Genomic DNA, 26,368 nt, shown 5'->3' on the forward strand with positions numbered 1-26,368 from the left:
GTCAATTTCAATATATCAATGAACTTTTAATTCTATTTTTTCCGCTGTTCGGACAATCCCTCATCCGTTTTGCGGGTGCAAATATACAACCCCTTTTTTTATTCCACCAAAACAATTTCAATCTTTTTTCAGCCTTTTTTATTAACCGTTTATAAACAATTGAAAAGGTGCAGGTTACAGCCACAAAAAAATTGACCCGAAATAAGGAATTCCATCTGCCGATATTTCTCGGCCGCATTTCCCGGAAATCCATTCAAATCAATACTATATTTGTAACAGCTTAAAAAAAGAGCGGACAAGCAAGATACTACTTTTCTGTAATTGAGGCAAGTAAAAAAATGAATTAGTTTTCCCCAGTCAATTTGTTCCAATGTGCCGTGAGATCCAAGTAGTCGATTTCCTCCCACGGTTCCTGTCGCTCCAATATATTATCCTGGAAAGATCGTTCGAGGATATCTTCAATTAAATAGTCCTCCTTCACCTCGAAAGGTAGGTATTCCACCTTCAAAGAAATATCGAACATATTGGCCGTAGTGTTGTACCAAAAAGCCCTCCATCCCGTTCTCAGTTCCTTCACCAAATTAAAAGCGGTCCTCCCTGTTTGCCGATGAATGAGCTTCACCAGTATCTGACCTTCAGTACGCGTCAGTTTTTTCAGCTTTTCAGAAAACTCCCCTTCAATATATTTTTGGACACGCTTGGCATACTTACGCTTGGCTCGTTTACTTTCCAAAGAAGCCAATCGCTCCGTCATTACCTCAAGTCTCTCTGCTGCCAGTTTTGCATACGGATATACCTTTCGGGTTTTTCTTCTAAGGATTAAATAACGCCTTCTGTCTTCTTTGGAATTGAATTCCAACTTATTCAAAAGAACTACTTCCTGTAAATCGATAAACTCCCTGGGGATGGTATCCCCTTCCACAATATAATAGAAGGTATAGGTGCTATCCTTTTTATATTCCCGTAAGGTATCCCCTTTCTGTGCCCAGAGATTGGAAGAAAAGGTGACTATATATATAAGTAGTATGTAGGTAAACTTGGACATTTCTTTACGGGCTTCTCTAAAACCGTTCCAAAATTATAAAAATTGAAAAGGGAGCGTTATTAATTAATTACTAATTTTGAGATTCTCATTACAAAACGCACTTATGGCTAAATCTATTTTAAATAAAAAATCACTCACATTTCTCGAAAAATACTTAAACAACGCCGCTCCCACCGGTTATGAGTGGGATGGGCAAAAGATGTGGATGGATTACCTGAAACCTTATGTGGACGAATTCATTACCGATACCTACGGAACTGCGGTGGCGGTTATTAACCCGAAATCCGATTATAAGGTCGTTATCGAAGGGCATGCCGACGAAATTTCCTGGTATGTGAATTATATTTCAGATAATGGACTCCTATATGTTATTAGGAATGGGGGAAGTGATCACCAAATCGCTCCTTCGAAAGTTGTAAACATACATACCAAAAAAGGAATTGTGAAAGGCGTATTTGGGTGGCCTGCCATCCATACCCGAAGCAGAGCTAAGGAAGAACCTCCTAAACCAGACAATATCTTTATCGATATTGGGGCAAAGGATAAAAAGGAAGTGGAGAAAATGGGTGTACATATAGGATGTGTCATTACCTATCCCGATGAGTTCCATATTCTGAACAAAGATAAGTTTGTATGCCGCGCCCTCGATAACCGAATGGGTGGATTCATGATCGCTGAAGTAGCAAGGTTATTGAAAGAAAATGGGAAAGAACTTCCTTTCGGATTGTACATTACAAATTCCGTACAAGAGGAAATCGGATTACGGGGTGCACAGATGATCGCGGAACGGATTCAACCCAACGTTGCCATCGTCACCGATGTAACACACGACACCACTACCCCAATGATCGACAAGAAGAAACAGGGATACGCCAAAATTGGCGGTGGACCTGTTATTGCCTATGCTCCTGCCGTACAACAAAGACTGAGGGACCTGATCACGGATACTGCAGAGGAAAAGAAAATTCCTTTCCAGCGTGCAGCGCTATCGCGTGCTACAGGTACGGATACCGATGCCTTTGCCTATAGCGGAAGTGGTGTTGCCAGCGCCTTGATTTCACTTCCACTTCGATATATGCATACTACGGTAGAAATGGTGCATCGAGAAGACGTGGAAAATGTGATCAAGCTTATTTATGAATCTTTGTTGAAAATAGAAAAAGGCGAAACTTTCAGTTATTTCGACTAAAATACACTAGGGTTCATTTTCCGTTAAATGCTAAAAACGACCTTTAAAAGAATTACGTGAACCGTAATTCTTTTTTTATGTTGTCCATCCAACCCAATTCTATAATTTCGATAGTATTATAAGTGCAAGTTATCGGTATTACTTCATTACAGTTGGGGCTATTTTGATTTCGATACACTCCATTTATAATAAGGAACGGAATTAAATTTTAAGAACTCAAAATGGACATGAAGAAATTGATTTTAGTAGCGGGCGCAGTATTGTTTTTGGCTGTGTCCTGCTCCAAGGAAGAAGTAGACACGATTAACGACGCGCAAAACCTATTAGCGCCGACGACCAAACCAAGTCAACAATACGACATTTATAAAGGGGTATTTACCACATTGGCAGCTGGACACACCGGGACGGTAATCATTCAATTTGCTGAAGGATCTAATACGTATCCGACTGCAATCCTAACCCTCAAAAACGGAGATGTATACGAGGCAAAAGCTTTGAAGCCTATATCAGCTAGCGAATCTACGAAAGGACTACTTTTCCAGTCTCAGGATTTTTCATTCGTTTTCTCCATGATGGAAGATGGGATCTCTCCTATACTAAGCTACGTCACTTTAAATGGTATGGAAAGCGATATTCAAGCAGCGAAAGAAACGGAAAGTACTACAGTAGAAACACGTACTGGTACATGGGGTTGCACGGTATGTAATGATAGTCCATATATACACGAATGGATGGGGACTATTTTAGGGGGAATAAATGACCAATCCTTTAATCTAATAATCGCAAGTCACGCCGACGGCAGTAGTAGCATAATCACACAGGTAACTCTAAATAGTGCGGTATACATAGGGGTTGGACACTTCGACAATGAAGATTGTGAAATACAATTTCAAATGGGTTGCGAAAGAGAGGTTTGTAATATGACCAGCGGTGATGGTTTTACCACTACCGTGGGGTATATGGCCAATGGTAATCCTGTTACTTGGTCTGCCGAAAGGATCGATAATTTTGCATGCCCCTCTATCATTAGCGGAACCTGGCAATGGCCTTCCATTTCCTATGGGCTAATTGAAGGGGTTTTTGAAAGTGACGCTGTTGCTCCTTGTTGTGAATAAAATACATATACATCGTATTTAGATAGATTAGTTAAGTAATAGATGTTAGTAATGCCTTTGTCAGATTTTTGGTGAAGGCATTTTTTTGACAACAACTTTCTTAGTTCATAATTCTCAAATCCGCCTTAGAAACAGAATGTTTTGATTTACAATTCATTACCTATTTATTCCGCTTTTTACTTCCAGAAAAATCGCAGCTAAACCCCTTAAAACCTATTGGTTTAGTAGGTGTATTTCATCGAAAAAAATTGTTAAAATGAATTTTTTATTGAGAATTACATAATATTGTTAACCAGAATTTAATAAATATTACATAATATTCAAAAAACGCCCCTAGTTTTGAAAAAGATTGTTTTACCCCTGACAATGTTTTTTTTGGTGCTTTCCTGTACCGTAGAAAACGACCCGATTTCCAATCAAAATTCATCAAACCTTTCTTACCACCTTTCGGAAGATTCCAACCTCGGAGCTTACAAAGGTGTGTTTACGACCTACAACTCCAAATACCGTGGAGTGATCACCGTACAATTGCCTAACAACCCTTCTAACAGAAAGGTAAAATACCCTATGGCAACCTTACGGCTTAATTCAGGCGAATCCTATCTCATTAAAGCCAACCAATATGTGGATGACCATGCGATGGTACAGGATCTATTGTTCGAATCGGCGGAGGTTTCTTTCCTGTTTTCGGTAGAAGCAAACGGTGCCGAACCTACCATAACCGATGTCACCTTTAAAGGATTGCAAGGAGATATGATCGTATTAAAGGACACTGAACGTGCTCCCGTTACCCCTATTACGGGAACCTATGAATGTGGAACCTGTAATGGACATCCCGTGTTGGGAACAGGGTTGGAACAATCCTTCAATTTTGTATTCAGTTCTTCAGACAGCAATGGTACTATAGCAACACAATCGGCTATTGGCACTACGGTTTATAGTGGTATTGGCGTACAAAACAACTGTTATGATACCGGGACCATAGGAAACTGCAACGTACAAAGTGGAAACGGTACTACGACGAACACGGGATATATAGTAAATGGAAATCCTGTGACTTGGATTGCGAGTCATCTTTATAATAACGAACCGACAGGATTGAGTGATTGTTCCTACATGCAAGGAACTTGGAGATGGCAATCCATTAGCTATGGAGTCATCAACGGGACCTTTACAAGCGATAGCTTTTGCAATAGCATTATGGTATACGAAGATTTCGAGGACGATATGCTAAGCTACACCCCTAATCCTGTTGACAATGTTACCAATGTGAGTTCTCAGGATTACTTCGGGATTCTTCTTCCGGAAGATGGGGTTCCAGGCACCATCAATTACAGCGCAGTAAAAGGAAATGGTTACTACGGCGCCCAAGATACCGATGCTACCTCCAGTGGTAATGTAGACCGTATTGAAATGAACTGGGATAATTTATCCATTGCTCCCTTTAGTATTATTGATGTTTCCGCATTTTTTGCGGAAGATGACGCATCTGATGGCAATCAGGATTGGGATGCGGACAGTTCGGTCAGAATAGAATACTCTTTCGATAATGTGAACTGGACCTCCCTTATTGCCTTTGAATCGGAAATAGGAATGGATGGAAACCAAACCAACGAGGTCCCTCGATTGGATGCGGACCATGACGGTATAGGAGATGATGCTATCCTCACAGATACCTTGGTAGAATATAAATCTACCTTCCCAACGGCAGGGAATCCAACCGTAAGCATACGCTTGGTGATAGAAAACTTGGATTCGGAGGACGAAGACATTGCGATCGACAATATATTGATACAAGGAAATTAAGATACTTGTACCCATTAAAAGGCTGCCAATGGCGGCCTTTTTTTATCTTTGGCCGATACCAAATAATCCTAAGTGCTATTCAATTCTTTCGATTTCGGTTTCTTCCTGGTCATTGTGTTTGCAATGTACTGGATTATTGGCGCTAAGCGACGAAAGGCCCAGAATATTCTATTGCTAGTTGCCAGTTATGTCTTCTATGGATTATGGGATTGGCGATTCTTGGGACTTATCTTTATGAGTTCGGTAGTGGATTATCTGGCGGGAAGAGCTTTGCGATCCACTGACAATAAAAATAAAAGAAAGTTATTCCTCTGGAGTAGTATTCTTTGGAATATAGGTGTCCTCTTTACCTTTAAATATTTCAATTTCTTCTTAGACAACTTCCGTTCGCTCTTCGGAATAGAAGCCACAGAGGGATACTATTTCTGGAATGTCGTTATTCCTGTGGGACTTAGCTTTTATACCTTCCAAACCATGAGTTACACGATCGATGTGTACCGAAAGAAAATACAACCTACTCATAATTTTTTGGAGTTTATGTGCTTCGTAAGTTTCTTTCCCCAATTGGTGGCGGGACCTATTGAACGAGCGCGGGACCTGCTTCCCCAATTTGAAAATAAACGGAGTTTCGACTATCAGTCGGCAAAAGAAGGCCTACGACAAATTCTATGGGGACTCTTCAAAAAAATATTAGTCGCCGATAAGCTGGGCATTGCAGTGACCATGGTTTTCAATGAACCCGAAAGCTATGGCGCAATTACTTTGGTCTATGCTTCTTTGTTGTTTTTCTTTCAGATCTATTGCGACTTTTCGGGGTACACAGATATTGCCATAGGAACTGCCAAACTGTTCGGGTTTAAACTGAATAGAAACTTCAGGATTCCCTATTTATCTATTAGTATTGCCGAATTCTGGATGCGCTGGCATATTACGCTCACCAAATGGTTTACCGACTATGTGTACTTCCCCATCCTAAGAAGCAGAAAGAAAATCACCCCTACCCTACGCGTTTTTGCTGTGATCGTTACCATGGTTTTGGTAGGGCTCTGGCATGGGGCCAATTGGACCTTTGTAATGTTTGGATTGGTAAACGGAATCATTTTGGTTGTAGAGCGGATTCCATTTTTCAAAAACGGGGAAGTACTTCAAAAGAAGCTTTACAAGATTCCAAGGATACTTTCTTTCCTTTATTTCTTTGCCATAGCAGCCTTGATGTCCATGTTTTTTAGATCGCATGACATTTCACAATCCTTTTTAATTCTGAAGAAGTGGTTCACTTTGGAAATAGACCCTCAAATTTCTTCCCTTATCGGAATTAAACTCATGTACTTGGTCATTCTCGTCGTTGCCGAGTTGCTAACACAGAAAAAGGACTTTCCGCTTCAGCAATTGGAAATTAAGATCCCAAAACCAGCGCGTTGGGCGATCTATTATATACTCATTTTCTTAATCGTTCGGTATGCCGAACCGAAAGAGGCCTTTATTTATTTTCAGTTTTAATGCTACGGAAATTTGCTACATATTGCCTATTGTTTTTTATCCCAGTAATTGGGATATACTGCATTGCTGAATACTTAACATTGAACATTCCTTCTTCTTTCACTTCGAATGTGGCCTACATGGAAGCCGAAGAATATACCTTCGAAAATATGGTACTGGGGTCCTCACAAATGCAGCAAGCCGTAAATCCTGAATGGATACAGTCTTCAACGTTGAATATGGCTTCTGGAGACCAGCATCATGACACGGATTTCAAACTATTGAAGGGTATGGAAGATCGTTTGCCCCATCTAAAAACGATCATTTTTGAAGTATCCTACAGTCATTTCGAAATTGCACACAATAGCAAGGACTTTTGGAAGAACAACTTTTATTTGAAGTACTACGGCATCAACAATTTTGAGCGAGGGATCTATTTTAAGGATAAATTGGCCTATCTATCCAATCCCCCATTCTTTTCAAAAAAGATAATTGAATACTATGTGGATGGGGAACATAAAGAAGTTTATAATGCGCAGGGCTTTAACACCAATTCTTTTCATGGGCAATTCCAAAATTTAGGTCATGATGAGGAAAAGATTGCAGCCATGCCACGCTTTAAGATCAATACCGAACCCAATTTGGACATCTTCGAAGTAAACACACGCCTATATTTTGAAATGCTGGATTATCTTCAGGAAAAGGGGTACAACGTTGTGATTTGCAAGGTTCCCATGTACAAAACCTATCACGACCGAAAACATCCAGGTATTTTACACAGAAGGGATAGCATTCTTAACGAATCCTTGGAAAGATATGCCAATGTCACCCTATTCGACCTAGAACAAGACACCCTTAATTTTGAAGTACATGACTTTTGGAACCAAAGTCATTTAAATCCTAATGGTGCCGAGAAATACAGTCGCCGATTGGATTCCCTATTACGAACCCTTAAGTAGGATTTTTAAGCTTCTTAAAGTAGATCTTGGCCTCTTTCACCACTTTGGGTGCCAATATAATCGTAGCCGTCATTGTGGGAATGGCCATAAAGGCGAAGAAGGAATCGATAAGATTGATCATCATCCCCAAAGAAGCTGTTGCCCCTAAAATGATACTTGCAATGTAAAAGTAATTATAGATTCCCTTGTGTTCTGCCCCAAACAAGTAGGACATACACTTGGTGCCATAATATGAATACGAAAACAAGGACGAAATACTGAATACAGCAATACATAGCATAAGACCGTATTTTCCAAAAGAAGGCATAGCATTAGCAAACGCAGCAGCTGTAAGAGAGACTCCATTATCCCCACTGGACTGCCAAACACCGGTTACCAAAATGGCCAAAGCCGTGAGCGTGCAAACGATCAGTGTATCTATGGCCGGTCCCAACATAGCCACCAATCCCTCTCGAATCGGTTCGTTGGTCTTGGCTGCGCCATGCGCCATGGGAGCTGTACCAATACCAGCTTCGTTGGAGAAGGCGCCTCTTTTTATACCAAGCAGAATCAATCCTCCAACAACGCCTCCCAAGAAGGCATCCCCTTCAAAAAAGGAAGCGGAAAAAGCATCCGTCACGATGAGCCCCAAGTAATGAGGGACTTCTTCAATATAGATCCCCAAAATGATAAGCACCATAATGAAGTATAGGCCCACCATGGAGGGAACAAGTTTCTCGGCGGTCTTACTAATTCGGGAAAGCCCCCCTAGAATTACAATGGCAGTAATCGCCGCCAAAATGATACCAATGACCAAATTGGATTTCCAATCCAAATAAACACCCATGGGCTTCAACATAATATCGTTTATCGCTTGGGTTAGCTGATTTACATTGAATACCGGTAAGGCTCCTATAAGTCCAGAAATGCTGAAGAAAATGGCCAAGAACTTCCACTTCTTTCCCAATCCTTCTTCAATGAAATACATAGGCCCTCCTTGAATATTACCTTCGCTATCTTTTCCTCGGAACAGAATGGCCAAGGTTGCCGTAAAGAACTTAGTAGACATTCCTATTACAGCACTTACCCACATCCAAAACACAGCTCCCGGTCCACCAATGGTAATGGCAACTGCCACTCCCGCAATATTTCCCATTCCAACAGTCGCAGAAAGTGCCGTGGTTAGTGCTTGAAAGTGACTTATTTCACCATCGTCCTTTTCATCATCATATTTTCCACGAAGCACAGCAATCGCATGTCCCAAATACAGAAAGGGTAAAAATCGAATTCGAATAAGTAGGTATAATCCTCCACCGATGAGAATGATGAGTAACGGAAGTCCCCACGCCGATGAGGAAAGTTGGGAGGTGAAATTCTCTAGGGCTTCTTTCAAGGTTTGGTTTGTTTAATTGAACCACTAAAGTAATTTAAATTTCAAAATTCATTTCATTTGGCTTTATTTGTAATCGAAATGAAAAAACTACTAACTGCTTTTTTTCTCCTTTCCCTGTCTTTGGTATATGCACAGGAAACCGAAAGCCCTATCATTTTATCTCCAGGAATACTGGGGGGAATTACCGCCGAAGCCAATGAGAACTTTCCTGAAACAGACGGACAAGGTTCCCTTGTTTTCAATCTATTATGGGATCAAAAATTCAACTCACAGGAATGGGCTAGACGCCTAAAAGGCCCAAGAACGGGTTTATCCTTAGCCTATACCGATTTTGGCAATAGAGATAGTCTGGGCAGTGCTTTCACGGTGATGCCCATTATCGAATTCGGAGCTTTTAAGAGTAAGAATCTATCCATATTGGTAGGAATGGGTGGTTCCTATTTCAACACTATTTACGATCCTATTACCAATCCAAACAACCAAGGAATTACGACGGAATTGGTTTGGTCGTTTCGGGCACATTTCAACTATCGATTGTATTCTCGAGGGCGTGTCGATTGGAAAGCGGGAATCGGATATTTTCACCATTCAAACGGACATACCCGTTTACCCAACCAAGGACTCAACTCTTTTCTGTTGAGCGTTTCGGCCGATATTAAATCGAAAAAGGCCATGCAAGAACCCGTTTCCTTCCTGGCATTGGAACGAAGCATTTATCCGTACCTCTCTTTCCGTGGGGGCTATGGAATCAACGTACTAGGGAAACCAGAACCTTTCAATGATAAGAAGCCCGTCTACACATTTGCGGGAGAATACGGGAAGGTAATCAACAACACCTATAAATTGGGAGTTGGTTTTTACTACCGCTATTATGAGCATTATTTCGATTATATAAACGACAATGAATCTTTGGTACAGGATGGTCGTGAATTTGAGTCTTTACGGGATGCCCCTGTGTGGAATGCTTCGGCCTTGGGTGTGTATGGCTCGGGAGAAATATTATTGAATCATGTAGGATTGGAAGTACAGATTGGGCTCAATATTCACAAACCTGCCTATAAAATCGATTGGCGCCTTAATCAGGGATGGGCCTTTATTCCGAGAGAAATTCCAGTAGACAACAATTTTGTTTTGGGAGAATTCGATACCAAATTTCGCGTAAAGCATCTCGTATCTTCTCGTATGGGAATGAAGTATTACTTATGGGGCACCAAGGAACACAGACGAAACAATGTCTATGTCGGTTTCCATATTAATTCCAATGGAGGTCAGGCAGATTTCACGGATGTGAGCCTTGGATACGTCTACAATTTTGACTTAAAAGGGTCTTAGGAACCTATATAATTGAGTACATTAGTTTCAATCCGTTGCTCGATGTTCGAGACATCTGCTTTCACAAACGACTCTCCCGTAATGTTTTCGTACAATTCGATATAACGCTCGGAAACACTTTCTATGTACTCATCGCTCATGAATGGTACTACTTGTCCTTCCAATCCTTGGAATCCGTTAGAAATAAGCCATTGCCGTACAAATTCTTTGGAAAGTTGCTTTTGGGCTTCTCCCTGGGCTTGGCGTTCTTCGTATCCCTCGGCATAGAAATACCTTGAGGAATCTGGCGTGTGGATTTCATCGATAAGTACAATCTTACCATCCTTGGTCTTTCCAAACTCGTATTTCGTATCTACCAAGATCAATCCACGCTTGGCAGCTATTTCGGTTCCGCGTTGAAACAGCTTTCTGGTATAATCTTCCAAAATGACATAGTCCTCTTCAGAAACAATGCCACGGCTTAGTATCTCTTCTCTGGAAATATCCTCATCATGATCTCCTTTTTCTGCTTTTGTGGCAGGTGTAATGATAGGCTCGGGGAAGGCATCGTTTTCTTTCATTCCATCTGGCATGGGCACTCCACAAAGGATTCGTTTACCTGCTTTGTATTCCCTAGCCGCATGGCCGCTCATATAACCTCGAATCACCATTTCTACCTTAAACGGCTCACAGGCTTCTCCAATAGCCACATTAGGATCTGGCGTGGCAACCAACCAATTGGGAACCAAATCTTCTGTATCCTTCATCATTTTCGTGGCGATCTGATTTAGGATTTGGCCTTTGTATGGAATTCCTTTGGGCATGACCACATCGAACGCACTCAGACGGTCGGTGGCGATCATCAATAATTGATTGTTATTCAAGGTATATACTTCCCGTACTTTTCCCTTGTAAATAGATTGCTGTCCGGGAAAATTGAAGTTGGTATCGGTAATAGTGTGGCTCATTAATTTCTGTTTTCAATCGCTTTGTAGGCGGCAATCACTTTTTTCACGAGTCGGTGACGGATAACGTCTTTGTCATCCAAATGGATAATCCCTACTCCATCCACATCTTTCAGGATAAGCAAGGCTTCCTTTAGACCAGAAATAACACGTCGTGGGAGATCGATCTGTCCAGGATCGCCCGTAATCATGAACTTGGCGTTCTTTCCCATACGGGTCAAGAACATCTTCATTTGGGCATGGGTTGTATTTTGCCCCTCATCTAAGATTACGAATGCATTGTCTAAGGTTCTACCACGCATAAAAGCCAAAGGTGCAATTTGTATTACCCCTTTTTCTATATAGGAATCCAATTTCTCGGCAGGAATCATATCCCGCAATGCATCATACAACGGTTGCATGTATGGATCTAATTTCTCCTTAAGGTCACCTGGCAAAAATCCAAGGTTCTCCCCTGCCTCCACTGCAGGACGGGTAAGTATAATGCGGCGTACTTGTTTTTCCTTCAATGCTTTTACTGCCAAGGCAACCCCAGTATAGGTTTTTCCGGTTCCCGCGGGACCAATGGCAAACACCATATCGTTCTTTTGCATGAGGTCCACCAACTTTCGCTGATTGGCTGTTTGTGCTTTGATCAGTCGGCCGCTCACCCCATGCACCAATACTTCTCCACTCACTTCGGAGGTTTCGTAATCGGCACTGCTTTCGCTCATAAGTACACGCTCGATGGTATTTTCATCGAGTTTATTGTACTTCACATAGTGCTCTAGGAGCATGGTCATTCGGGTGTCAAACTCTTCTAGAATTTCCTCATCCCCATAGGCCTTAATTTTACTGCCACGGGCAACGATTTTCAGTTTTGGGAAATATTTTTTGAGAAGGTCAATATTGGCATTCTGAAGTCCGAAAAATTCTTTGGGACTAATCTCAGTGAGTTCAATAATTAGTTCGTTCAAAAGCGGTTGTTTATTGTTTTATGGATAACTAGGGTAAATATACTTTTTCTCTTTGCAAAAGTACCCTATTTTTGCGGTAGTTGTTTAACAAAATATCAACAATTAATAGCGAATGCCCATTGTAACCCTTACAACCGATTTTGGAGAGAAAGATCACTATGTCGGTGCGGTTAAAGGAGCTATTTACAGCGAGTTGGAAAATGTACGGATTGTTGATATCTCCCACTCCATTTCTCCCTTCCATAGTACCGAAGCGGCATACATCGTACAGAACGCTTATCGAAGCTTTCCGAAGGGTTCTATACACATTATAGGGATCGATAGTGAATTGAATCCCGAAAACAAGCATATTGCCTTGTTATTGGATGGGCATTATTTCATTTGTGCGAACAATGGTATTATTTCCATGCTTACCTCAGAAATAAATCCGGAAAAGATTGTGGAAATCAATATTCATGATCGGGTGGAAAGTAATTTCCCTGTGCTCGATGTATTTGTGAAAGTAGCCTGTCATTTGGCCCGCGGTGGAACTTTGGAAGTGATTGGGAAAACTATACATGAGATCAAAGAACTAACAGGCCTGAAGCCTGTGGTAAATACGGAAGGGAATCAGTTAATGGGCAACGTAATCTACATTGATAATTACGGAAATGTAGTGTGCAATATTACCAAGGCTCTGTTCGAAAAGGTGGGCAAAGGGCGTGATTTTAAAATTACGGCACGTACGGCCACCTTCAGTAAAATATATACCCATTACAGTGATTCTATTAACTTCGATCTCCCGGCCGACCGGCGTGAAGAGGATGGAAAGAAACTGGCGATATGGAACTCGTCCAATTATTTGGAATTGGCCGTGTACAAGAGCAACCCAAGAACCGTGGGGAGCGCCGCCACGTTGTTTGGATTGGAATATTGGGATACGGTAACGATTAATTTCAGTAAATAAAAAAGCAAGAGAGGTGTTTACAAGAATTGTAAAAATGGAATTTGATGCACAGCACGTATCCACTTTTTTGAATAATTTTGAGGAAGTGAAATCAAGGATACGGCAATACCCAGGTTGTAGACATTTGGAATTGTGGAGGGACAAACGCGACCCTACCATATTTTTTACTTACAGCCATTGGGATCGGGAGGAAGATTTGGAAAGCTATAGGCATAGTCCGCTTTTTAAATCGGTTTGGGCAACAACCAAGCCCCTATTTCGTTCTAAAGCCCAAGCTTGGAGTGTCGATACCCTTCACCAACTAGCCTAACCCCATGATCGCCCTTATAAAAAAAGAAATAAGCAGCTTCTTTTCCAGTCCCATAGGATACTTGGTCATTGCATTATTCTTGGTGTTCAACGGACTGTTCCTTTGGGTGTTTGGAGGCAATTATAATGTATTCGATGCAGGTTTTGCCGATCTATCGCCTTTTTTTGAATTGGCACCGTGGATTCTGCTTTTCTTAATTCCCGCTGTGACCATGCGCTCCTTTAGCGAAGAGACCAAATTGGGAACTTTAGAACTATTGCTTACAAAACCCTTAGGGTTACGAAATATCATTTTAGGAAAGTACTTTGGTGCATTGCTTCTTATCGTCATTGCCATTGTGCCTACCCTTGCCTACATACTTACGATTTCCAATTTGGGTAATCCCTCCGGGAATTGGGATGTGGGAAGTACTTTGGGATCGTATCTCGGCCTTTTGTTTTTGGCCATTGGTTATACCTCCATTGGTATTTTTGCCTCTTCCCTATCCAAGAATCAGATTGTGGCATTCATCATCGCAGTCTTTCTATGCTTTGTGCTGTATTTTGGATTCGAAGGGCTATCCAGTGATGGATCGGGATCCAACATTGCCTATTTTGGGATGGAATCCCATTTTAAGAGCATGTCCCGCGGAGTGATCGATACAAGAGATGTCATTTACTTTTTAAGTGTGGCGTTCTTATTTCTAACAGGAACCTATATTAAACTCAAAAAGGAGTCATGAGCAAACAAAAGATTACCATACTCCTGGGTACCCTGATTGGGATTATACTTGTGAATTGGCTGTCCGGTATGATCTATAAACGCTTTGACCTTACCCAAGATCAGCGATACACCCTTTCGGAAGCGGCCACGACCATCATTGACGGTGTAGACTCACCCATTAGTATCGACATATTTTTGGATGGGAGATTACCTTCGGAATTTAAGCGCCTCCGAGTTGAGACTCAACAATTACTTGAAGAGTTTTCCGCTTACAATTCGAACGTAAGATATCAGTTCGTAAATCCTTTGGATGAAGGCGTAGACCGAAATGCCATGCAACAGATCATGATGCAATTCGGTATTAAGGGAGCCAATGTGCAGATTCAAGAAAATGGCAAAACGACCAACGAAGTTGTTTATCCGTGGGCTTTGGCTTACTACAATGATAAAACCATTGCTATTCCTTTGTTGAAGAATCAATTGGGAGCTACCTCCGAAGAGCGTATTAATGGTTCCATTCAGAATTTGGAATATGCCTTTGCCGATGGGTTTAGCAAGCTTACCCTTCCCAAACGGAGAAAGGTAGCGGTCTTAAAAGGAAATCAAGAATTACCCGATCGCTACTTGGCCGACTTTATCACCACGCTTCGGGAATATTATTTCATTGGACAATTTACGTTAGATTCGGTAGCGGTGAGTCCGCAACGTACCCTTCAAAGTTTAAATGATTATGATTTGGTGATCGCAGCACAGCCACAGGAGACCTTTTCAGAAGAAGAGAAATATGTACTGGATCAATACACCATGAATGGAGGGGCATCCCTTTGGTTGGTAGACCCTACTTTTCAGCAGTTGGATACCATTAGTGGAAACACTTTTACAGTGCCTCAAGATTTAGGGTTGAACGATTTCTTCTTCAAATATGGGGTACGGGTAAATCCGGATTTGGTAAAAGATATTTACGCAGCTCCTATTACCTTGGCCAGTGGAGAAGGTAACGAATCGCAATACCAACCCTATCCGTGGCTCTACCATCCATTATCGGCGAGTGCCAACAACCATCCTATTACTACGAATATAGAAGCGGTAAAGTTTGAATATGCGAGTAGTATCGATACACTTCCCAATTTGGTGAAGAAAACCGTCTTATTAAGCACTTCCCCTATTTCTAAAATCGTGGGATTGCCAGCCGAAATTGATATTGACAAGGAAATCCCCAAGAATCTGAAAATCGTAAATGAAGGTCCAAACCCCGAAGAGTTCAATGCTGGAGAGGTTCCATTGGCCGTGCTTTTAGAAGGTGAATTCCCTTCGATATATGCGAATAGAATAAAGCCGTTTGCCCTTCAAAATGCGATGGAAAAAAGTGTTCCTACCAAAATGGTGGTGATTAGTGATGGGGATGTTATTCGGAATCAGTTGGACCGCGGTAGGCCTTTGGAGTTGGGATTCGATAAGTGGACCAATTCCTTCTACGGGAACAAAGAGTTCTTATTGAATACGGTAAATTATCTGCTAGACGACAGCGGACTTATAAACATTCGAACCAAGCAAATCGCTATTCCATTCCTTGATCCCCAGAAAACGGCCCAAAAAAGAACCCAATGGCAGTTGGTTAACCTCCTGTTACCATTAGGTTTGTTGGGGATTTTCGGAATTTTCTTTCAATGGTATCGCCGCCGAAAATACAGGCGTTAGTTGTTAATAAGTTTGTTTTAACAAACAACGCTTTCGAGCTATATTTGTACGTAAGGAATACCCTATTTTGGGGGTATAGGAAAAACAGTATTCTTCTGAAATTTGTATAAATGAAATTCATTGTATCGAGTTCTTATCTTCTAAAACAGTTACAGGTGCTTGGGGGCATCATTAACAATAATAATACACTGCCTATTCTTGATAATTTTCTGTTTCATCTGAACGAAAACGAGCTTACTGTCTCGGCTTCCGATCTTGAAACAACCATTTCTTCCAAATTGGAAGTAGAAAGCAATGAGAGTGGAAGTGTATGTATCCCTGCTCGTTTGTTGTTGGATACCCTAAAAACATTCCCCGAGCAGCCACTTACCTTTACGGTAGAGGACAACAACACCGTAGAAATAAGTTCCAATCACGGTAAGTATGCCTTGGCGTATGCGAATGGAGAGGACTTCCCTAGCCCAGTGACTTTGAATGATCCTAGTAATACTGTGATTCAAGGAGATATTTTAGCAACTGCTATAAGCAAGACCATTTTTGCTACGGGTAATGACGATCTTCGTCCTGTGATGAGTGGTGTGTTTTTCCAATTTACCAACGATCATTTAACGTTTGTAGCTACCGATGCACACAAACTTGTGAAATATACCCGCAATGATGTACAGGCTTCTCAGGCGGCAGAGTTTATTATGCCCAAGAAACCTTTGAACCTTTTGAAAGGGATTTTGGCGGGAAGCGAAGAAGATGTTACGGTAGAATACAACGAAAGCAATGCCAAGTTCATTTTCGACAACACCGAAATGATCTGTCGTCTTATCGATGGAAAATACCCTAACTACGAAGCGGTAATCCCGAAAGAGAATCCGAATAAACTCACTATCGATCGTGGACAGTTCTTAAACAGTGTTCGTCGTGTGAGTATTTTCAGTAATAAAACTACGCATCAGATCCGATTGAAGATTGCAGGTGCCGAATTGAATATTTCTGCAGAAGATATCGATTACAGCAATAAAGCAGACGAACGTCTTACCTGTGATTATCAGGGTGATGACATGCAAATTGGTTTCAACTCCCGTTTCTTAACAGAGATGTTAGGGAATCTCACCAGCGACGATGTTTCTTTGGAAATGTCCTTGCCTAACCGTGCAGGAATCCTAACTCCTATTGATGGATTGGACGAAGGAGAGCAAGTGACTATGCTTGTGATGCCAGTGATGTTGAATAACTAGTCTGAATAAACAATAAAACATAAAAACCTCCTGTCATAAAAAGCAGGAGGTTTTTTTAATACTCGATTTCTTTTTCTTAACTCTTACTTTCCGCTTCTAGGACTTTTCCTTTAATCTTAAGTACTTTCCTACCTTCCTGGGCGTTGGAAACTACCGTTATTGATTTTGAAAAAGGCCCCACCTTACTGGTTTTGTAATTCACGGTAATTTCGGAAGATTCTCCCGGTAAAATGGGTTTGGTGGGTTTGGTTGCTACCGTACAACCACAACTGGTTTTAATATCGGCAATCACTACGGGTGCCTTTCCAACATTCTTAAATGTGAAGGTTCGGTTTCCATCTGAGTTATGCGCTACTTCACCATATTCGATAACGTCTTGATCGAATGCCAATATACCTTTGTCTTCAACATTACTCTGTGCATTCATGAAGGAAAAACAACAAAGGAATAGGAAGGACATCCAAACTGAAACTAGGGACTTTGCTCTGTAATTCATTGATACTTGTTTTTTGATTAATACCATACAAACATCTATTAATAACGGTGAAACCCCATAAATATGTTGGTGGAATAAGGGACTAGACCCCGATGGAATTCTCCTAGTCCTCATAAACAAACAACTATTCCGATATTGATTTTCGGCAATTATATGTTAATTAAAACTAAGCCCCACATCACCCACCAACTTAATTCACTCGAAATAGCGAAGCCTTAAAATAAAAATTTAACATTTAATTGGCCCATACACGGATTATTAACAATACCTTCGTTTTATAACTTGATAAGACAGCTTCGTTTGGTCTAGAACATTTTTTCTTTGCGTATCCTTGCTATCTTTTTCTAAAAACAGTACCGTATTAGATAACCACAATTATATTTAAGTATCTCCAAGGATAACCAAGTAAGCATTATCTTCTTTTAATAAGACCATCTTTTTTTAAATCAGTTTTTCTTTCTTCTTTATCGTTTCGAACTTAACATTCACATCGAATGATTCGTATCTAGTTACTTCTATATAAATAAACTATAAAAACATATTTAGTAACAATAATTTTAATAACATGAAAACAGGAACCGTAAAGTTTTTTAACAACACAAAAGGATTTGGATTTATCACACCCGAAGACTCCAATGAAGATATCTTTGTACATCAGAGTGGCCTTATTGATGAGATTCGCGAAAATGACAAAGTTCAGTTCGAAACAGAACAAGGAAAGAAAGGTCTGAATGCCGTTCGAGTAACCGTGATAAGTTAATATCAAAGAAAAGCCCTTCCCATATTGTCATGAAGGGCTTCAATTAATTTAAAATTAAATCTACCCTATGCTAAAAATAATATTGCGAGAAGGCGAGAGTATCGATAGAGCACTGAAACGATACAAAAGAAAACACAGGAACGTTAAACAAATGGAGCAAATACGGGAACGCAAAGAATACAAAAAGAAGTCCGTTCGCCTTAGAGAAGAAAAGAAAAAAGCAATATACAGAAATAGATATCTGGAAGAAAATACCAAAGACTAGATTCTTAGTTTAAGTGGGTGCAAACGATCCTTTTCTATTTGGCCCTATCTTCACAATAGGATAAGATAGGAGGTTTCGTGTTCCCGAATACCAAAGTATATTTTGAAAGACTGCTTTATAGGGCATAACCCCATAAAGCAGCCATTTCACTACCACTTTCTACTATTCCATTGAAAAGCAATCCCAACTGTATAAATAGTATTGGCCGAATTGATATTCGTACCCAAGTTCAGGGCAAGGGAAAAACGTGGTCCCGTATGGATTCGGAATTTTCCTAAGATCGGTAAGCCTATGGTATAGTCATATTCCAATCCGGATCGGGTTGGATCTACATCGACCGACCCATATGCAAAGTAGCCACCACCAATATGACCTTCAAGATAGAGGGTTCGTGATAGTTTTAATTCCCTCCCGTAGAGAACATTCACTTGCTGTGTAACGTCCGGCGTTCCAAGAACAGAAAATTCTCCAGATGTTCCCGCCATAATTGAAAACAAATGTTTCTTTTTTGTGAAGGTACCCATAGCGTCAAATGAAAGACCGCCAGTGTTTCCATCCATATAGATTCCCAACGGGAACGTAACCGAAAGGGAGTTAAAACGGAATCTGTCGTCTTCTTGCATGTGGGGATTGAATTCTTGCCCATATCCCGCGAAATACGAAAGTAAAAGGCACATAAAAATATACTTCTTCATATTATGAATTTTAAAATAATGTTATTGATGAATTTTGATAGGAAGTTGAGACTACCATTTACGGTTGTTCCATTGAATGAAAATCCCAAATGTTGTAATGGTTCGTATGGAATTGATATTTACCCCCATTTTAAAGCCAAGAGAAAATCGGGGTCCCGTATGTATACGTAGTTTTGCCATTAGTGGGAAGGCAATAGTCGAACCTTTTACTTCTTCCCTAGGTAGTGAAAAAAAGCCTCCACTGGAACCAGGCGATTCGTATGAAAAGTATCCTGTACCGGCATGTCCTTCGAGAAAAGTAGTTCTCGAAAGAGGGAACTCACGGCCATAATAGACATTTACCTGTGTAAATGAGTTGTCGGGAGTGAAAATACCATAACTTCTACCATAACCACCAAGGAGCGTAAAAAGATGTTTGGTGTATTCAAAACTAGTATCCAGTTCGAACGAAAAGCCTGCATTGCCTTTTTCAGAATAAAACCCCAAGGGGGCCATAAAAGAAATAGAACGAGTGGTAAACTTCGATTCTTTGGTTTCCGAATTCTGTTCCATTTCCTGTGCTTGGAGGTTGTCATTTCCAGAAAATGCTAAGAAACCAATGATTATAGCCACCGTTCGCCATTTGGACTTTCGCTGCATTAAACGAATAGAATTCTCTTTTAAGGGAATTACAAATGCTCTCATAATTAAATAGATTTAACTGGGCTCATAGATAGCACCAGTTGTTTCAATATTCAATTATAGAGAGGGCTATAAAACTAAATGTGCAATATTATCCATATACCCTAAATCTGGATGTCCAGCGAAGATTTCGGACACCCCTTAATCGTCTATCGTTTCTAGATATTGAGAGGGAGTTTTTGAGGTTAGCTTCTTAAAAGCAGAGTAGAATGTTGACTTCGAATTAAAACCACATTCTAACCCAATGGCGACCATAGTGTAGTTTCTATAACTGGGGTCGGTAATCAATTTTTTTACTTGGGCCACCCGAAGGGAATTGATATAATCTGAAAAATTCTGTCCGCTGCACACGTTTATCACTTTAGATAGATGGCTGGTGCTTAACTTTAAATCGGAAGCCAAGTTGCTCAAGCTCAATTCAGCATCCAAATACTTTTTGTTTTCAATGACGAACGCGTTAATTTCATTGAAATCCGTTCTAAGCTTGTCCATATCGCCCTTATCGTTCAGTTTGGCAACCCCTACTCCTATAAACTTCTGGTTCTTGGTGATATGCCTTCTCAACTGGATTCGATCTTGAACCACATTATAACGATATAAGCCCTGATACCCGATCCAGTATAACAGAATGGAAGAGCTTAACCTCAATATGTTATAGCCCCATTTAATATCGAAAACAAAGTCGGCTACTTTGGCAAAGATCCAAAAGAGTATCACTACCCCACCTATTTTAAAGAATAAGCGAAGCCAATTCAAATCATCATAACTCAACATTTGGTGATACACATCCCGCCTTTTGAAAACTAATTCGAAGGCCTTGTAGAAAATTGCCAAGCTAAGAGCGAGATTAAAAATATCTTCTGCAGCCGTGTATTTTTCGATATAGGAAATATCCTGTCCAGGCACGTAATAATAAACATAGGTAATGACCCCCAATCGAAGTATAAACTCGATTAAGAAGACCACAATCGAAAACTTTACAAAACCTATGATCTTTTTGTCCACTTCGAGAAAGTGAATGATAAAGGCATAAAACATGGGCAAAATGAAAAAGTACCAAGGGACCAAAAGGTTTTCTATGTAAAATAGGTCCGATGTAAAACCCACATTAATTAACCAAGCCTGTAGATTGTTGAGTGATATAAAAAGGACAACCAAGTTCAGGTAGAGTACTACTATGCTAAATTTCTTCCTGAAAAAGAGCGTCACCGAATTAAATACAAATGCTTGTACGACCCCTGCGATTAATATGAAATCAACAATCTTGGCAAATAACATAAATGTAGCGTTACTATTGTTTCATAAAATTAGAGATTAACAATTTATGCAGGGATAAATTGACAGGGGATGTGTCCCGAATCCTATTTATCGGACACTTAAGACCTAATAAACATCTAATAAATAGTGCTTTATGGGATGTCAATTTCCTTTGAATTATTCGTCAAATAGAGCCACAACCCTTGCCGGAGCAGCAGAAGCACCTACAATTTTTAAGGGAAAAACGGCTACTTTAAACCCACTGTAAGGAAGGGCTTCCAGATTTACCAACTGCTCCATATGGTAATATTCCTTGCGTTGACCGACCAAATGCGCCTCCCAAAAGAGCTCCGAATTACCGCTCTTTTTGGCCTCTTGTACCAAATGCTTCAAAGGTAAATCCCAACCCCAAGCATCGATTCCCATAACCTTTATCCCTTGGTCGATAAGCCATTCGGTAGCCGAAGCACTCATCCCTGTTCCTTTCATGGGAAACTCCTTAGTGCCGTTGTACTTGTCCCTTCCCGTTTTAATCAATACAATCATGCCGGGTACCAAGGAAAGCTGTTCTTTTTCCAAAAAACCCTTAATATCCTCTACCGTAATGGCTTCGAAGTCGGGTTTATGGGTCATATCGATGACAATACCATCTCCATACCCTAATTCCAAGGGCATTTCATCAATGGTTTTCGAGGGTTTTCCATCACAGGTAGGCGAATAATGCCAGGGCGCATCGATATGGGTGGTAGAATGCACGCCCATCTTCTGAATGGTATCATCGGCCCATCCTACAAATCCTTTGGGGAACAGTTTTTTAGGAAGCCCTAAGAATAGACGGATGAGTAGATTGGCCTTTTTATGAGGTTTGCGTTTAATCTTTACCCGCATGAACCACGGGTCTTGTTTATTATAACGGATGGGTTTGGAAAGATCTACGATTTTCATGGAAGGTTTGTTTAGACCTTGAAGGTACTAAATTTACCCTATGCACTTAAAAAGTTATTTCGTCGGAAATAGGTTTGGTCTGTGCTTCAATAAAATCGAATATCAGGCGCATATAGGCCTCTCCTCCTATTTGTCCCACATTTAGATGCCCGGCACCTTCTACCAACTCAAAGTGTTTGTTTTGTGAAGCTAAATTGTCATACAAGGCTTTTCCGTAGGTATAAGAAATGCGCTCGTCCGCATCACCATGAGCAATAAATACGGGCTGTTCTATATTTTTCACAGAAGAAATAGGACTCACTTCCATTGGGTCGAAGCTGCCAACTTCGCCGGCTTTCTCTAGGGCATAATTGGAAAGTGATTTAACACCAAAACCTTTCAGAAACCGCTTTTTGTAGTCATGCACGATGATATGTAATTCGGTAAAGGTGCTTTCAATAATACCAAAATCGATGCGCTCATCGTATTCCAAGGCTTGCAAGGAAATAGCGCCTCCCAAAGAATTTCCCCAAATACCAATGGGTGTGTTGGGGTGCTTTTCTTTAATAACATCTACGATTTTTGCAATATCCTGCTTCTCATAGAATCCATAGGTACAGAATTCACCCCCGCTCTTACCATGCGCCCGCAAATCGAAAACCACACTGCTGTAACCACGTAGCGCAAAAGAAGCCGCTAAGGGAATAAAGCTCTCTTTACAACTCCCTATACCATGCACAAAGATCATAACTCCCTTGGGATCTTGTTCCGAAGCATATATCCAATGTGCTTTAAGATCGATACTATCTGCCACCCTTATGGTAAGGGGGTCGCTTTGCACGCTGTAATCTGAAGGTGTAATATCCGAACTAACCCTGCCAGGTTGTAAAATAGCATAGGGAGCTATATGGGTAAATCCAATATAGCCCCCTATGGTGGTAATGAGTAGCAAGCCCAAAAGGACTCTGATGACAATTTTTCTTTTTCGTTTTCTCAAACTACTTATTACGCTTTCTCAGTAAAAAAGGGCAGAAAAGTATTACTGCCACTGCAATTATTAAAATTGTGGTCCACATGGTTACGATATGAATCGAATGGTCGAAAAGTAACTCGGAGCCTCTCCATTATTGGCTTTTACCGCATTAATGATGGGTAATACAAAGCCTATAATACAAGCGTAAATAATTCCCAAAATGCCAAGTCCGAAAAGAAAGATGCCCGGAATGGACAAGATGGTGATAAGGATTAATGTAAGCTGAAAGTTTACAATGGCCTTTCCGTGTTCGTCCATTCCCATGACTTTATCCCTTTGGGTAAGCCATAGAATAAGCGGCACGACAAGTCCCCCAAATCCTGTTAAATAGTACAAGAGTTGGGATAAGTGCGTTACCATGAGCAATGAATTGTCTTGGCGTTTGGCTGATGAAGGTATGATTTCCATTTTCTGATTGATTGTTTAATAACTCAATGTATAGGTAGGTATTTCGTAGAAAATGTTACAACCTTAGAGTCGTTGTCGGTTCGAGCGCAGTCGAGAACTCACGTAATCAGGCCGAGCAAAAAGACCTCTCGACTGCGCTCGAGGTGACAAATGACTGCCTGCTCGAACTGACAGGGGGAGGCTCGAACTGACTTTACATAGCAACAGAATTCGTATTTTTGCGGCCAATGACACATGATCAAACCATAGTTGCCCTAGCTACGCCTGCCGGTGCTGGAGCCATTGCCGTAATCCGACTTTCGGGTAATAAGGCTATCGATATCGCATCAGAAATCTTTACCTCTGTTTCTGGAAAGGTTTTGCGCGAACAGAAAACGCATACCGTTCATTTGGGCCATGTTAGGGACGAGGATCGCGTTATCGATGAAGTATTGGCAACTATCTTCAAAAATCCGAACAGCTATACAGGGGAAGATGTGGTGGAGTTCTCATGTCATGGGAGTAATTACATTCAGCAGGAAATCATACAGCTCTGTTTACGTCGTGGTGCGCGTATGGCACAGGCGGGAGAGTTTACTTTACGGGCTTTCTTAAATGGAAAGATGGATTTGAGTCAGGCGGAAGCTGTGGCCGATCTTATTGCCAGCGATAGTGCTGCTTCCCATCAGTTGGCCATTCAACAAATGCGCGGCGGGTTTTCTTCTGAAATAAAAAAGCTACGTGAGGAACTATTGAATTTCGCCTCCCTCATTGAATTGGAGCTCGACTTTGCCGAAGAAGATGTGGAGTTTGCCAATAGGGATGAATTTCAAAAGCTTATTACCCGAATTACGCATGTATTGAAAGGTCTTATCGATTCCTTTGCTACCGGGAATGTGCTTAAGAATGGTATCCCCGTTGCCATTGTGGGTGAACCCAATGTTGGGAAATCGACTCTTTTGAATGCCTTATTGAATGAGGAGCGTGCCATTGTTAGTGACATTGCAGGAACTACCCGGGATACGATTGAAGATGAAATCGTGATTGGTGGGGTTGGTTTCCGATTTATTGATACTGCTGGAATTCGAAATACAGACGACGTGATCGAAGGATTGGGAATAAAGAAGACCTTCGAGAAAATGGAACAAGCACAGGTGGTGGTTTTCTTAGCGGACAGTACCCAGTTAACAGTTGCCAGTGAGGCTATCGATACTTTTAAAGTTGAAATTGAAAAGGTAAAAAACAAATATCCTCAAAAACCTTTGGTGATCATTGCCAACAAGGCAGATCAACTTTCGGAAAACATTAAAAAAGAATTAAATGTGTCCCTAAGTTCCGTAGAAGGATCGCAGACATTGCTCCTTTCGGCCAAAACGGGCCAAGGTGTGGAAGAACTCAAAACACAATTGCTGGATTTTGTGAATACAGGTGCTTTGCGCAATAACGAAACCATCGTGACCAATACCAGGCACTACGATGCCCTGCTAAAAGCTCTGGAAGAGATTTTGAAAGTACAGGAAGGCCTGGATTCTGGCCTTAGTGGCGATTTATTGGCTATAGACATACGACAGGCACTATACTACTTTGGCGAAATTACAGGCGAAATCTCGAACGATGAACTCCTCGGGAATATCTTCGCGAATTTCTGTATTGGGAAATGATCCAACTTACCGCTATTCAACTAATTACCCTTTTGGCCGTTTTCAATGGCCTAATTTTCAGCCTACTCATATTAGATAAAAAAGAAAATAAAGTTGCCAATCGATTTTTAGCACTCTTAATCGTTTCTATGTGTTTTTCATTTACGCCTTATGTACTGGAAAACATGGTCTGGTACAAATACAGATGGTTGGTGTGGCTCCCACTTTCCCTTTCCTATTGGATTGGCCCTTCCTTTTATTTCTATGTAAAGGCACTCACGCAGGAATTCAAATTTCAGAAAAAGCATTTGTGGTATTTCAGCCCCATCATCCTGAATTTTGTGCACAGTACTTATCATTTCTTTTACCAAGAAGGGAACCCTTTTCCGTACTTTCATAAGTTTACAGAGCTATTGGAATCCTTAGCCATTATCATCATCTTCATTTTTACCTTGTTAAGTTATCGCTTGTTGGTACGCTATGCTGCAAAGCTTTATAATCAATACTCCAATGTTGAAAAAATCACCCTAAGCTGGTTAAAAAATTTGGCTGTGGTGGTCATGAGTGCTTTTGCTATGGTAGCGGCATATTTAATTATAAGTGGATCTTTTCTTGGGAAGAAAAACCTAGATTATTGGAACACATACAAGTTTATATGCATTGTGGTATACATTCTTATGCTGCAGTGGTTGGTTATAAAAGGATACAAGCAAGCACCAACAGCCCCATTGTTTATTAATGTTTCAAACGAACCAGAGATAAAGGAAACATCGAGTGTTATTGTACAACTTCAGAAAATCATTGTAGAAAAACACCTTTACAGAAACCCCGAATTAACGCTAGCCGATTTAAGCAAGTCCGTTGGCCTCTCCGAAAGAACTATTTCTGCTGCTATTAATAACGAATTAAACAAAAACTTCTATCGTTTCATTAATGAATATCGCGTGGAAGAGGTAAAGGCAAAGCTTCGGGATCCCAAATTCGATCATATGAAAATCTTAAGTATTGCCTTGGATTCCGGATTCAATTCAAAAGCCAGTTTCAATCGCATCTTTAAATCGTATGTAGGGCAAACTCCACTTCAGTTTAAATCGAGTAAATCTTAAGTATTTACGGGTATTGATACCTGTTTGCATTTATTGAGACCT

Annotated in this window: 26 protein-coding genes; 15 read left to right on the forward strand and 11 right to left on the reverse strand. The window is 40.7% G+C overall.

All coding sequences use genetic code 11. The features are described from left to right. Window positions 1-343 precede the first annotated feature (343 nt). A complete protein-coding gene (locus POV27_RS10745; RefSeq protein WP_272862770.1) occupies window positions 344-1,045 on the reverse strand; it encodes a DUF4294 domain-containing protein in 702 nt (233 codons plus the stop codon). Window positions 1,046-1,148: 103 nt separating this feature from the next. On the opposite strand from POV27_RS10745, the gene POV27_RS10750 reads away from it, so the two are divergent. The 5 genes from POV27_RS10750 (at window position 1,149) to POV27_RS10770 (ending at window position 7,593) form a co-directional block, all read left to right on the forward strand. Further along, on the forward strand, window positions 1,149-2,234 hold the full coding sequence (locus tag POV27_RS10750) for a M42 family metallopeptidase (protein ID WP_272862771.1): 1,086 nt from the start codon (window positions 1,149-1,151) through the stop codon (window positions 2,232-2,234). A gap of 227 nt (window positions 2,235-2,461) precedes the next feature. Continuing rightward, complete coding sequence (locus POV27_RS10755) at window positions 2,462-3,349, forward strand: hypothetical protein (protein WP_272862772.1); 888 nt, start codon at window positions 2,462-2,464, stop codon at window positions 3,347-3,349. A 339-nt stretch (window positions 3,350-3,688) separates the two neighbouring features. Next, the gene (locus POV27_RS10760) at window positions 3,689-5,155 is read left to right on the forward strand and encodes a hypothetical protein (protein WP_272862773.1); all 1,467 of its coding nucleotides are present in this window, start codon (window positions 3,689-3,691) and stop codon (window positions 5,153-5,155) included. A 72-nt stretch (window positions 5,156-5,227) separates the two neighbouring features. After that, window positions 5,228-6,655, forward strand: a complete 1,428-nt coding sequence (locus tag POV27_RS10765; protein WP_272862774.1) for an MBOAT family O-acyltransferase — start codon at window positions 5,228-5,230, stop codon at window positions 6,653-6,655. Then, window positions 6,655-7,593, forward strand: coding sequence for a hypothetical protein (locus tag POV27_RS10770; protein WP_272862775.1), 939 nt, complete (start codon window positions 6,655-6,657; stop codon window positions 7,591-7,593). The genes POV27_RS10765 and POV27_RS10770 overlap by 1 nt, the downstream gene beginning before the upstream one ends. Here POV27_RS10770 and POV27_RS10775 read toward each other — a convergent pair. Continuing rightward, on the reverse strand, window positions 7,586-8,965 hold the full coding sequence (locus POV27_RS10775) for an alanine/glycine:cation symporter family protein (RefSeq protein ID WP_272862776.1): 1,380 nt from the start codon (window positions 8,963-8,965) through the stop codon (window positions 7,586-7,588). The two genes, POV27_RS10770 and POV27_RS10775, sit on opposite strands and share 8 nt — an antisense overlap. 78 nt (window positions 8,966-9,043) lie before the next feature. On the opposite strand from POV27_RS10775, the gene POV27_RS10780 reads away from it, so the two are divergent. Beyond that, complete coding sequence (locus POV27_RS10780; protein ID WP_272862777.1) at window positions 9,044-10,297, forward strand: acyloxyacyl hydrolase; 1,254 nt, start codon at window positions 9,044-9,046, stop codon at window positions 10,295-10,297. Here POV27_RS10780 and POV27_RS10785 read toward each other — a convergent pair. Beyond that, window positions 10,294-11,244 carry a phosphoribosylaminoimidazolesuccinocarboxamide synthase gene (locus POV27_RS10785; RefSeq protein WP_272862778.1) on the reverse strand — a complete coding sequence of 317 codons (951 nt, stop codon included), beginning with the start codon at window positions 11,242-11,244 and terminating at the stop codon, window positions 10,294-10,296. The genes POV27_RS10780 and POV27_RS10785 overlap by 4 nt on opposite strands. Beyond that, window positions 11,244-12,197: a PhoH family protein gene (locus tag POV27_RS10790; RefSeq protein WP_272862779.1), complete on the reverse strand. Its 954-nt coding sequence runs from the start codon at window positions 12,195-12,197 to the stop codon at window positions 11,244-11,246. Before POV27_RS10790 ends, POV27_RS10785 begins: the two co-directional genes overlap by 1 nt. A 112-nt stretch (window positions 12,198-12,309) precedes the next feature. Here POV27_RS10790 and POV27_RS10795 point away from each other — a divergent pair, with 112 nt between their 5' ends. The 5 genes from POV27_RS10795 (at window position 12,310) to dnaN (ending at window position 17,082) form a co-directional block, all read left to right on the forward strand. Beyond that, window positions 12,310-13,143, forward strand: a complete 834-nt coding sequence (locus POV27_RS10795) for an SAM hydrolase/SAM-dependent halogenase family protein (RefSeq protein WP_272862780.1) — start codon at window positions 12,310-12,312, stop codon at window positions 13,141-13,143. Window positions 13,144-13,156: 13 nt separating this feature from the next. Next, window positions 13,157-13,453 (forward strand): putative quinol monooxygenase, encoded by a 297-nt coding sequence (locus POV27_RS10800; RefSeq protein WP_272862781.1) that lies wholly within the window; start codon window positions 13,157-13,159, stop codon window positions 13,451-13,453. Window positions 13,454-13,457: 4 nt separating this feature from the next. Further along, complete coding sequence (gene gldF, locus POV27_RS10805) at window positions 13,458-14,174, forward strand: gliding motility-associated ABC transporter permease subunit GldF (protein ID WP_272862782.1); 717 nt, start codon at window positions 13,458-13,460, stop codon at window positions 14,172-14,174. After that, window positions 14,171-15,853 carry a gliding motility-associated ABC transporter substrate-binding protein GldG gene (gldG, locus tag POV27_RS10810; RefSeq protein ID WP_272862783.1) on the forward strand — a complete coding sequence of 561 codons (1,683 nt, stop codon included), beginning with the start codon at window positions 14,171-14,173 and terminating at the stop codon, window positions 15,851-15,853. The genes gldF and gldG overlap by 4 nt, the downstream gene beginning before the upstream one ends. 110 nt (window positions 15,854-15,963) lie before the next feature. Further along, window positions 15,964-17,082: a DNA polymerase III subunit beta gene (dnaN, locus tag POV27_RS10815; protein ID WP_272862784.1), complete on the forward strand. Its 1,119-nt coding sequence runs from the start codon at window positions 15,964-15,966 to the stop codon at window positions 17,080-17,082. A 76-nt stretch (window positions 17,083-17,158) separates the two neighbouring features. Here the strand turns inward: dnaN and POV27_RS10820 are convergent, their stop codons facing one another. After that, complete coding sequence (locus tag POV27_RS10820; RefSeq protein ID WP_272862785.1) at window positions 17,159-17,578, reverse strand: DUF1573 domain-containing protein; 420 nt, start codon at window positions 17,576-17,578, stop codon at window positions 17,159-17,161. A 565-nt stretch (window positions 17,579-18,143) separates the two neighbouring features. Here POV27_RS10820 and POV27_RS10825 point away from each other — a divergent pair. Together POV27_RS10825 and rpsU are read left to right on the forward strand one after the other, a co-directional pair. Continuing rightward, the gene (locus POV27_RS10825; RefSeq protein ID WP_272862786.1) at window positions 18,144-18,338 is read left to right on the forward strand and encodes a cold-shock protein; all 195 of its coding nucleotides are present in this window, start codon (window positions 18,144-18,146) and stop codon (window positions 18,336-18,338) included. Between the two features lie 67 nt (window positions 18,339-18,405). Beyond that, complete coding sequence (gene rpsU, locus POV27_RS10830) at window positions 18,406-18,603, forward strand: 30S ribosomal protein S21 (protein ID WP_272862787.1); 198 nt, start codon at window positions 18,406-18,408, stop codon at window positions 18,601-18,603. Between the two features lie 149 nt (window positions 18,604-18,752). Here the strand turns inward: rpsU and POV27_RS10835 are convergent, their stop codons facing one another. The 6 genes from POV27_RS10835 to POV27_RS10860 form a co-directional block, all read right to left on the reverse strand. After that, window positions 18,753-19,298 carry a hypothetical protein gene (locus POV27_RS10835; RefSeq protein ID WP_272862788.1) on the reverse strand — a complete coding sequence of 182 codons (546 nt, stop codon included), beginning with the start codon at window positions 19,296-19,298 and terminating at the stop codon, window positions 18,753-18,755. A gap of 51 nt (window positions 19,299-19,349) precedes the next feature. Continuing rightward, window positions 19,350-19,982 carry a hypothetical protein gene (locus POV27_RS10840; protein WP_272862789.1) on the reverse strand — a complete coding sequence of 211 codons (633 nt, stop codon included), beginning with the start codon at window positions 19,980-19,982 and terminating at the stop codon, window positions 19,350-19,352. Between the two features lie 138 nt (window positions 19,983-20,120). Beyond that, a complete protein-coding gene (locus POV27_RS10845) occupies window positions 20,121-21,257 on the reverse strand; it encodes a helix-turn-helix domain-containing protein (RefSeq protein WP_272862790.1) in 1,137 nt (378 codons plus the stop codon). Window positions 21,258-21,413: 156 nt separating this feature from the next. After that, entirely contained in the window at window positions 21,414-22,181 is a 768-nt protein-coding gene (locus POV27_RS10850) for a cyclase family protein (RefSeq protein WP_272862791.1), read from the reverse strand. Window positions 22,182-22,227: 46 nt separating this feature from the next. Continuing rightward, window positions 22,228-23,157, reverse strand: a complete 930-nt coding sequence (locus tag POV27_RS10855) for an alpha/beta hydrolase (protein WP_272862792.1) — start codon at window positions 23,155-23,157, stop codon at window positions 22,228-22,230. A gap of 81 nt (window positions 23,158-23,238) precedes the next feature. Continuing rightward, the gene (locus POV27_RS10860; protein ID WP_272862793.1) at window positions 23,239-23,601 is read right to left on the reverse strand and encodes a DUF4870 domain-containing protein; all 363 of its coding nucleotides are present in this window, start codon (window positions 23,599-23,601) and stop codon (window positions 23,239-23,241) included. A gap of 227 nt (window positions 23,602-23,828) precedes the next feature. Here POV27_RS10860 and mnmE point away from each other — a divergent pair, with 227 nt between their 5' ends. Together mnmE and POV27_RS10870 are read left to right on the forward strand one after the other, a co-directional pair. Continuing rightward, window positions 23,829-25,241: a tRNA uridine-5-carboxymethylaminomethyl(34) synthesis GTPase MnmE gene (gene mnmE, locus POV27_RS10865; protein ID WP_272862794.1), complete on the forward strand. Its 1,413-nt coding sequence runs from the start codon at window positions 23,829-23,831 to the stop codon at window positions 25,239-25,241. Further along, the gene (locus POV27_RS10870; RefSeq protein ID WP_272862795.1) at window positions 25,238-26,326 is read left to right on the forward strand and encodes a helix-turn-helix domain-containing protein; all 1,089 of its coding nucleotides are present in this window, start codon (window positions 25,238-25,240) and stop codon (window positions 26,324-26,326) included. The genes mnmE and POV27_RS10870 overlap by 4 nt, the downstream gene beginning before the upstream one ends. Window positions 26,327-26,368 lie beyond the last annotated feature (42 nt).

The sequence above is a fragment of the Aureisphaera galaxeae genome (genome assembly GCF_028561275.1).
GTDB lineage: Bacteria > Bacteroidota > Bacteroidia > Flavobacteriales > Flavobacteriaceae > Aureisphaera > Aureisphaera galaxeae.

Excerpts from the sequence above, each read along its gene's own strand:
- POV27_RS10745 (WP_272862770.1), bottom strand. The coding sequence starts at position 1,045 with ATGTCCAAGTTTACCTACATACTACTTATATATATAGTCACCTTTTCT.
- POV27_RS10750 (WP_272862771.1), top strand. The coding sequence starts at position 1,149 with ATGGCTAAATCTATTTTAAATAAAAAATCACTCACATTTCTCGAAAAA.
- POV27_RS10755 (WP_272862772.1), top strand. The coding sequence starts at position 2,462 with ATGAAGAAATTGATTTTAGTAGCGGGCGCAGTATTGTTTTTGGCTGTG.
- POV27_RS10770 (WP_272862775.1), top strand. The coding sequence starts at position 6,655 with ATGCTACGGAAATTTGCTACATATTGCCTATTGTTTTTTATCCCAGTA.
- POV27_RS10780 (WP_272862777.1), top strand. The coding sequence starts at position 9,044 with ATGAAAAAACTACTAACTGCTTTTTTTCTCCTTTCCCTGTCTTTGGTA.
- POV27_RS10785 (WP_272862778.1), bottom strand. The coding sequence starts at position 11,244 with ATGAGCCACACTATTACCGATACCAACTTCAATTTTCCCGGACAGCAA.
- POV27_RS10795 (WP_272862780.1), top strand. The coding sequence starts at position 12,310 with ATGCCCATTGTAACCCTTACAACCGATTTTGGAGAGAAAGATCACTAT.
- gldF (WP_272862782.1), top strand. The coding sequence starts at position 13,458 with ATGATCGCCCTTATAAAAAAAGAAATAAGCAGCTTCTTTTCCAGTCCC.
- gldG (WP_272862783.1), top strand. The coding sequence starts at position 14,171 with ATGAGCAAACAAAAGATTACCATACTCCTGGGTACCCTGATTGGGATT.
- dnaN (WP_272862784.1), top strand. The coding sequence starts at position 15,964 with ATGAAATTCATTGTATCGAGTTCTTATCTTCTAAAACAGTTACAGGTG.
- POV27_RS10820 (WP_272862785.1), bottom strand. The coding sequence starts at position 17,578 with ATGAATTACAGAGCAAAGTCCCTAGTTTCAGTTTGGATGTCCTTCCTA.
- POV27_RS10825 (WP_272862786.1), top strand. The coding sequence starts at position 18,144 with ATGAAAACAGGAACCGTAAAGTTTTTTAACAACACAAAAGGATTTGGA.
- rpsU (WP_272862787.1), top strand. The coding sequence starts at position 18,406 with ATGCTAAAAATAATATTGCGAGAAGGCGAGAGTATCGATAGAGCACTG.
- POV27_RS10835 (WP_272862788.1), bottom strand. The coding sequence starts at position 19,298 with ATGAAGAAGTATATTTTTATGTGCCTTTTACTTTCGTATTTCGCGGGA.
- POV27_RS10840 (WP_272862789.1), bottom strand. The coding sequence starts at position 19,982 with ATGAGAGCATTTGTAATTCCCTTAAAAGAGAATTCTATTCGTTTAATG.
- POV27_RS10845 (WP_272862790.1), bottom strand. The coding sequence starts at position 21,257 with ATGTTATTTGCCAAGATTGTTGATTTCATATTAATCGCAGGGGTCGTA.
- POV27_RS10850 (WP_272862791.1), bottom strand. The coding sequence starts at position 22,181 with ATGAAAATCGTAGATCTTTCCAAACCCATCCGTTATAATAAACAAGAC.
- POV27_RS10860 (WP_272862793.1), bottom strand. The coding sequence starts at position 23,601 with ATGGAAATCATACCTTCATCAGCCAAACGCCAAGACAATTCATTGCTC.
- mnmE (WP_272862794.1), top strand. The coding sequence starts at position 23,829 with ATGACACATGATCAAACCATAGTTGCCCTAGCTACGCCTGCCGGTGCT.
- POV27_RS10870 (WP_272862795.1), top strand. The coding sequence starts at position 25,238 with ATGATCCAACTTACCGCTATTCAACTAATTACCCTTTTGGCCGTTTTC.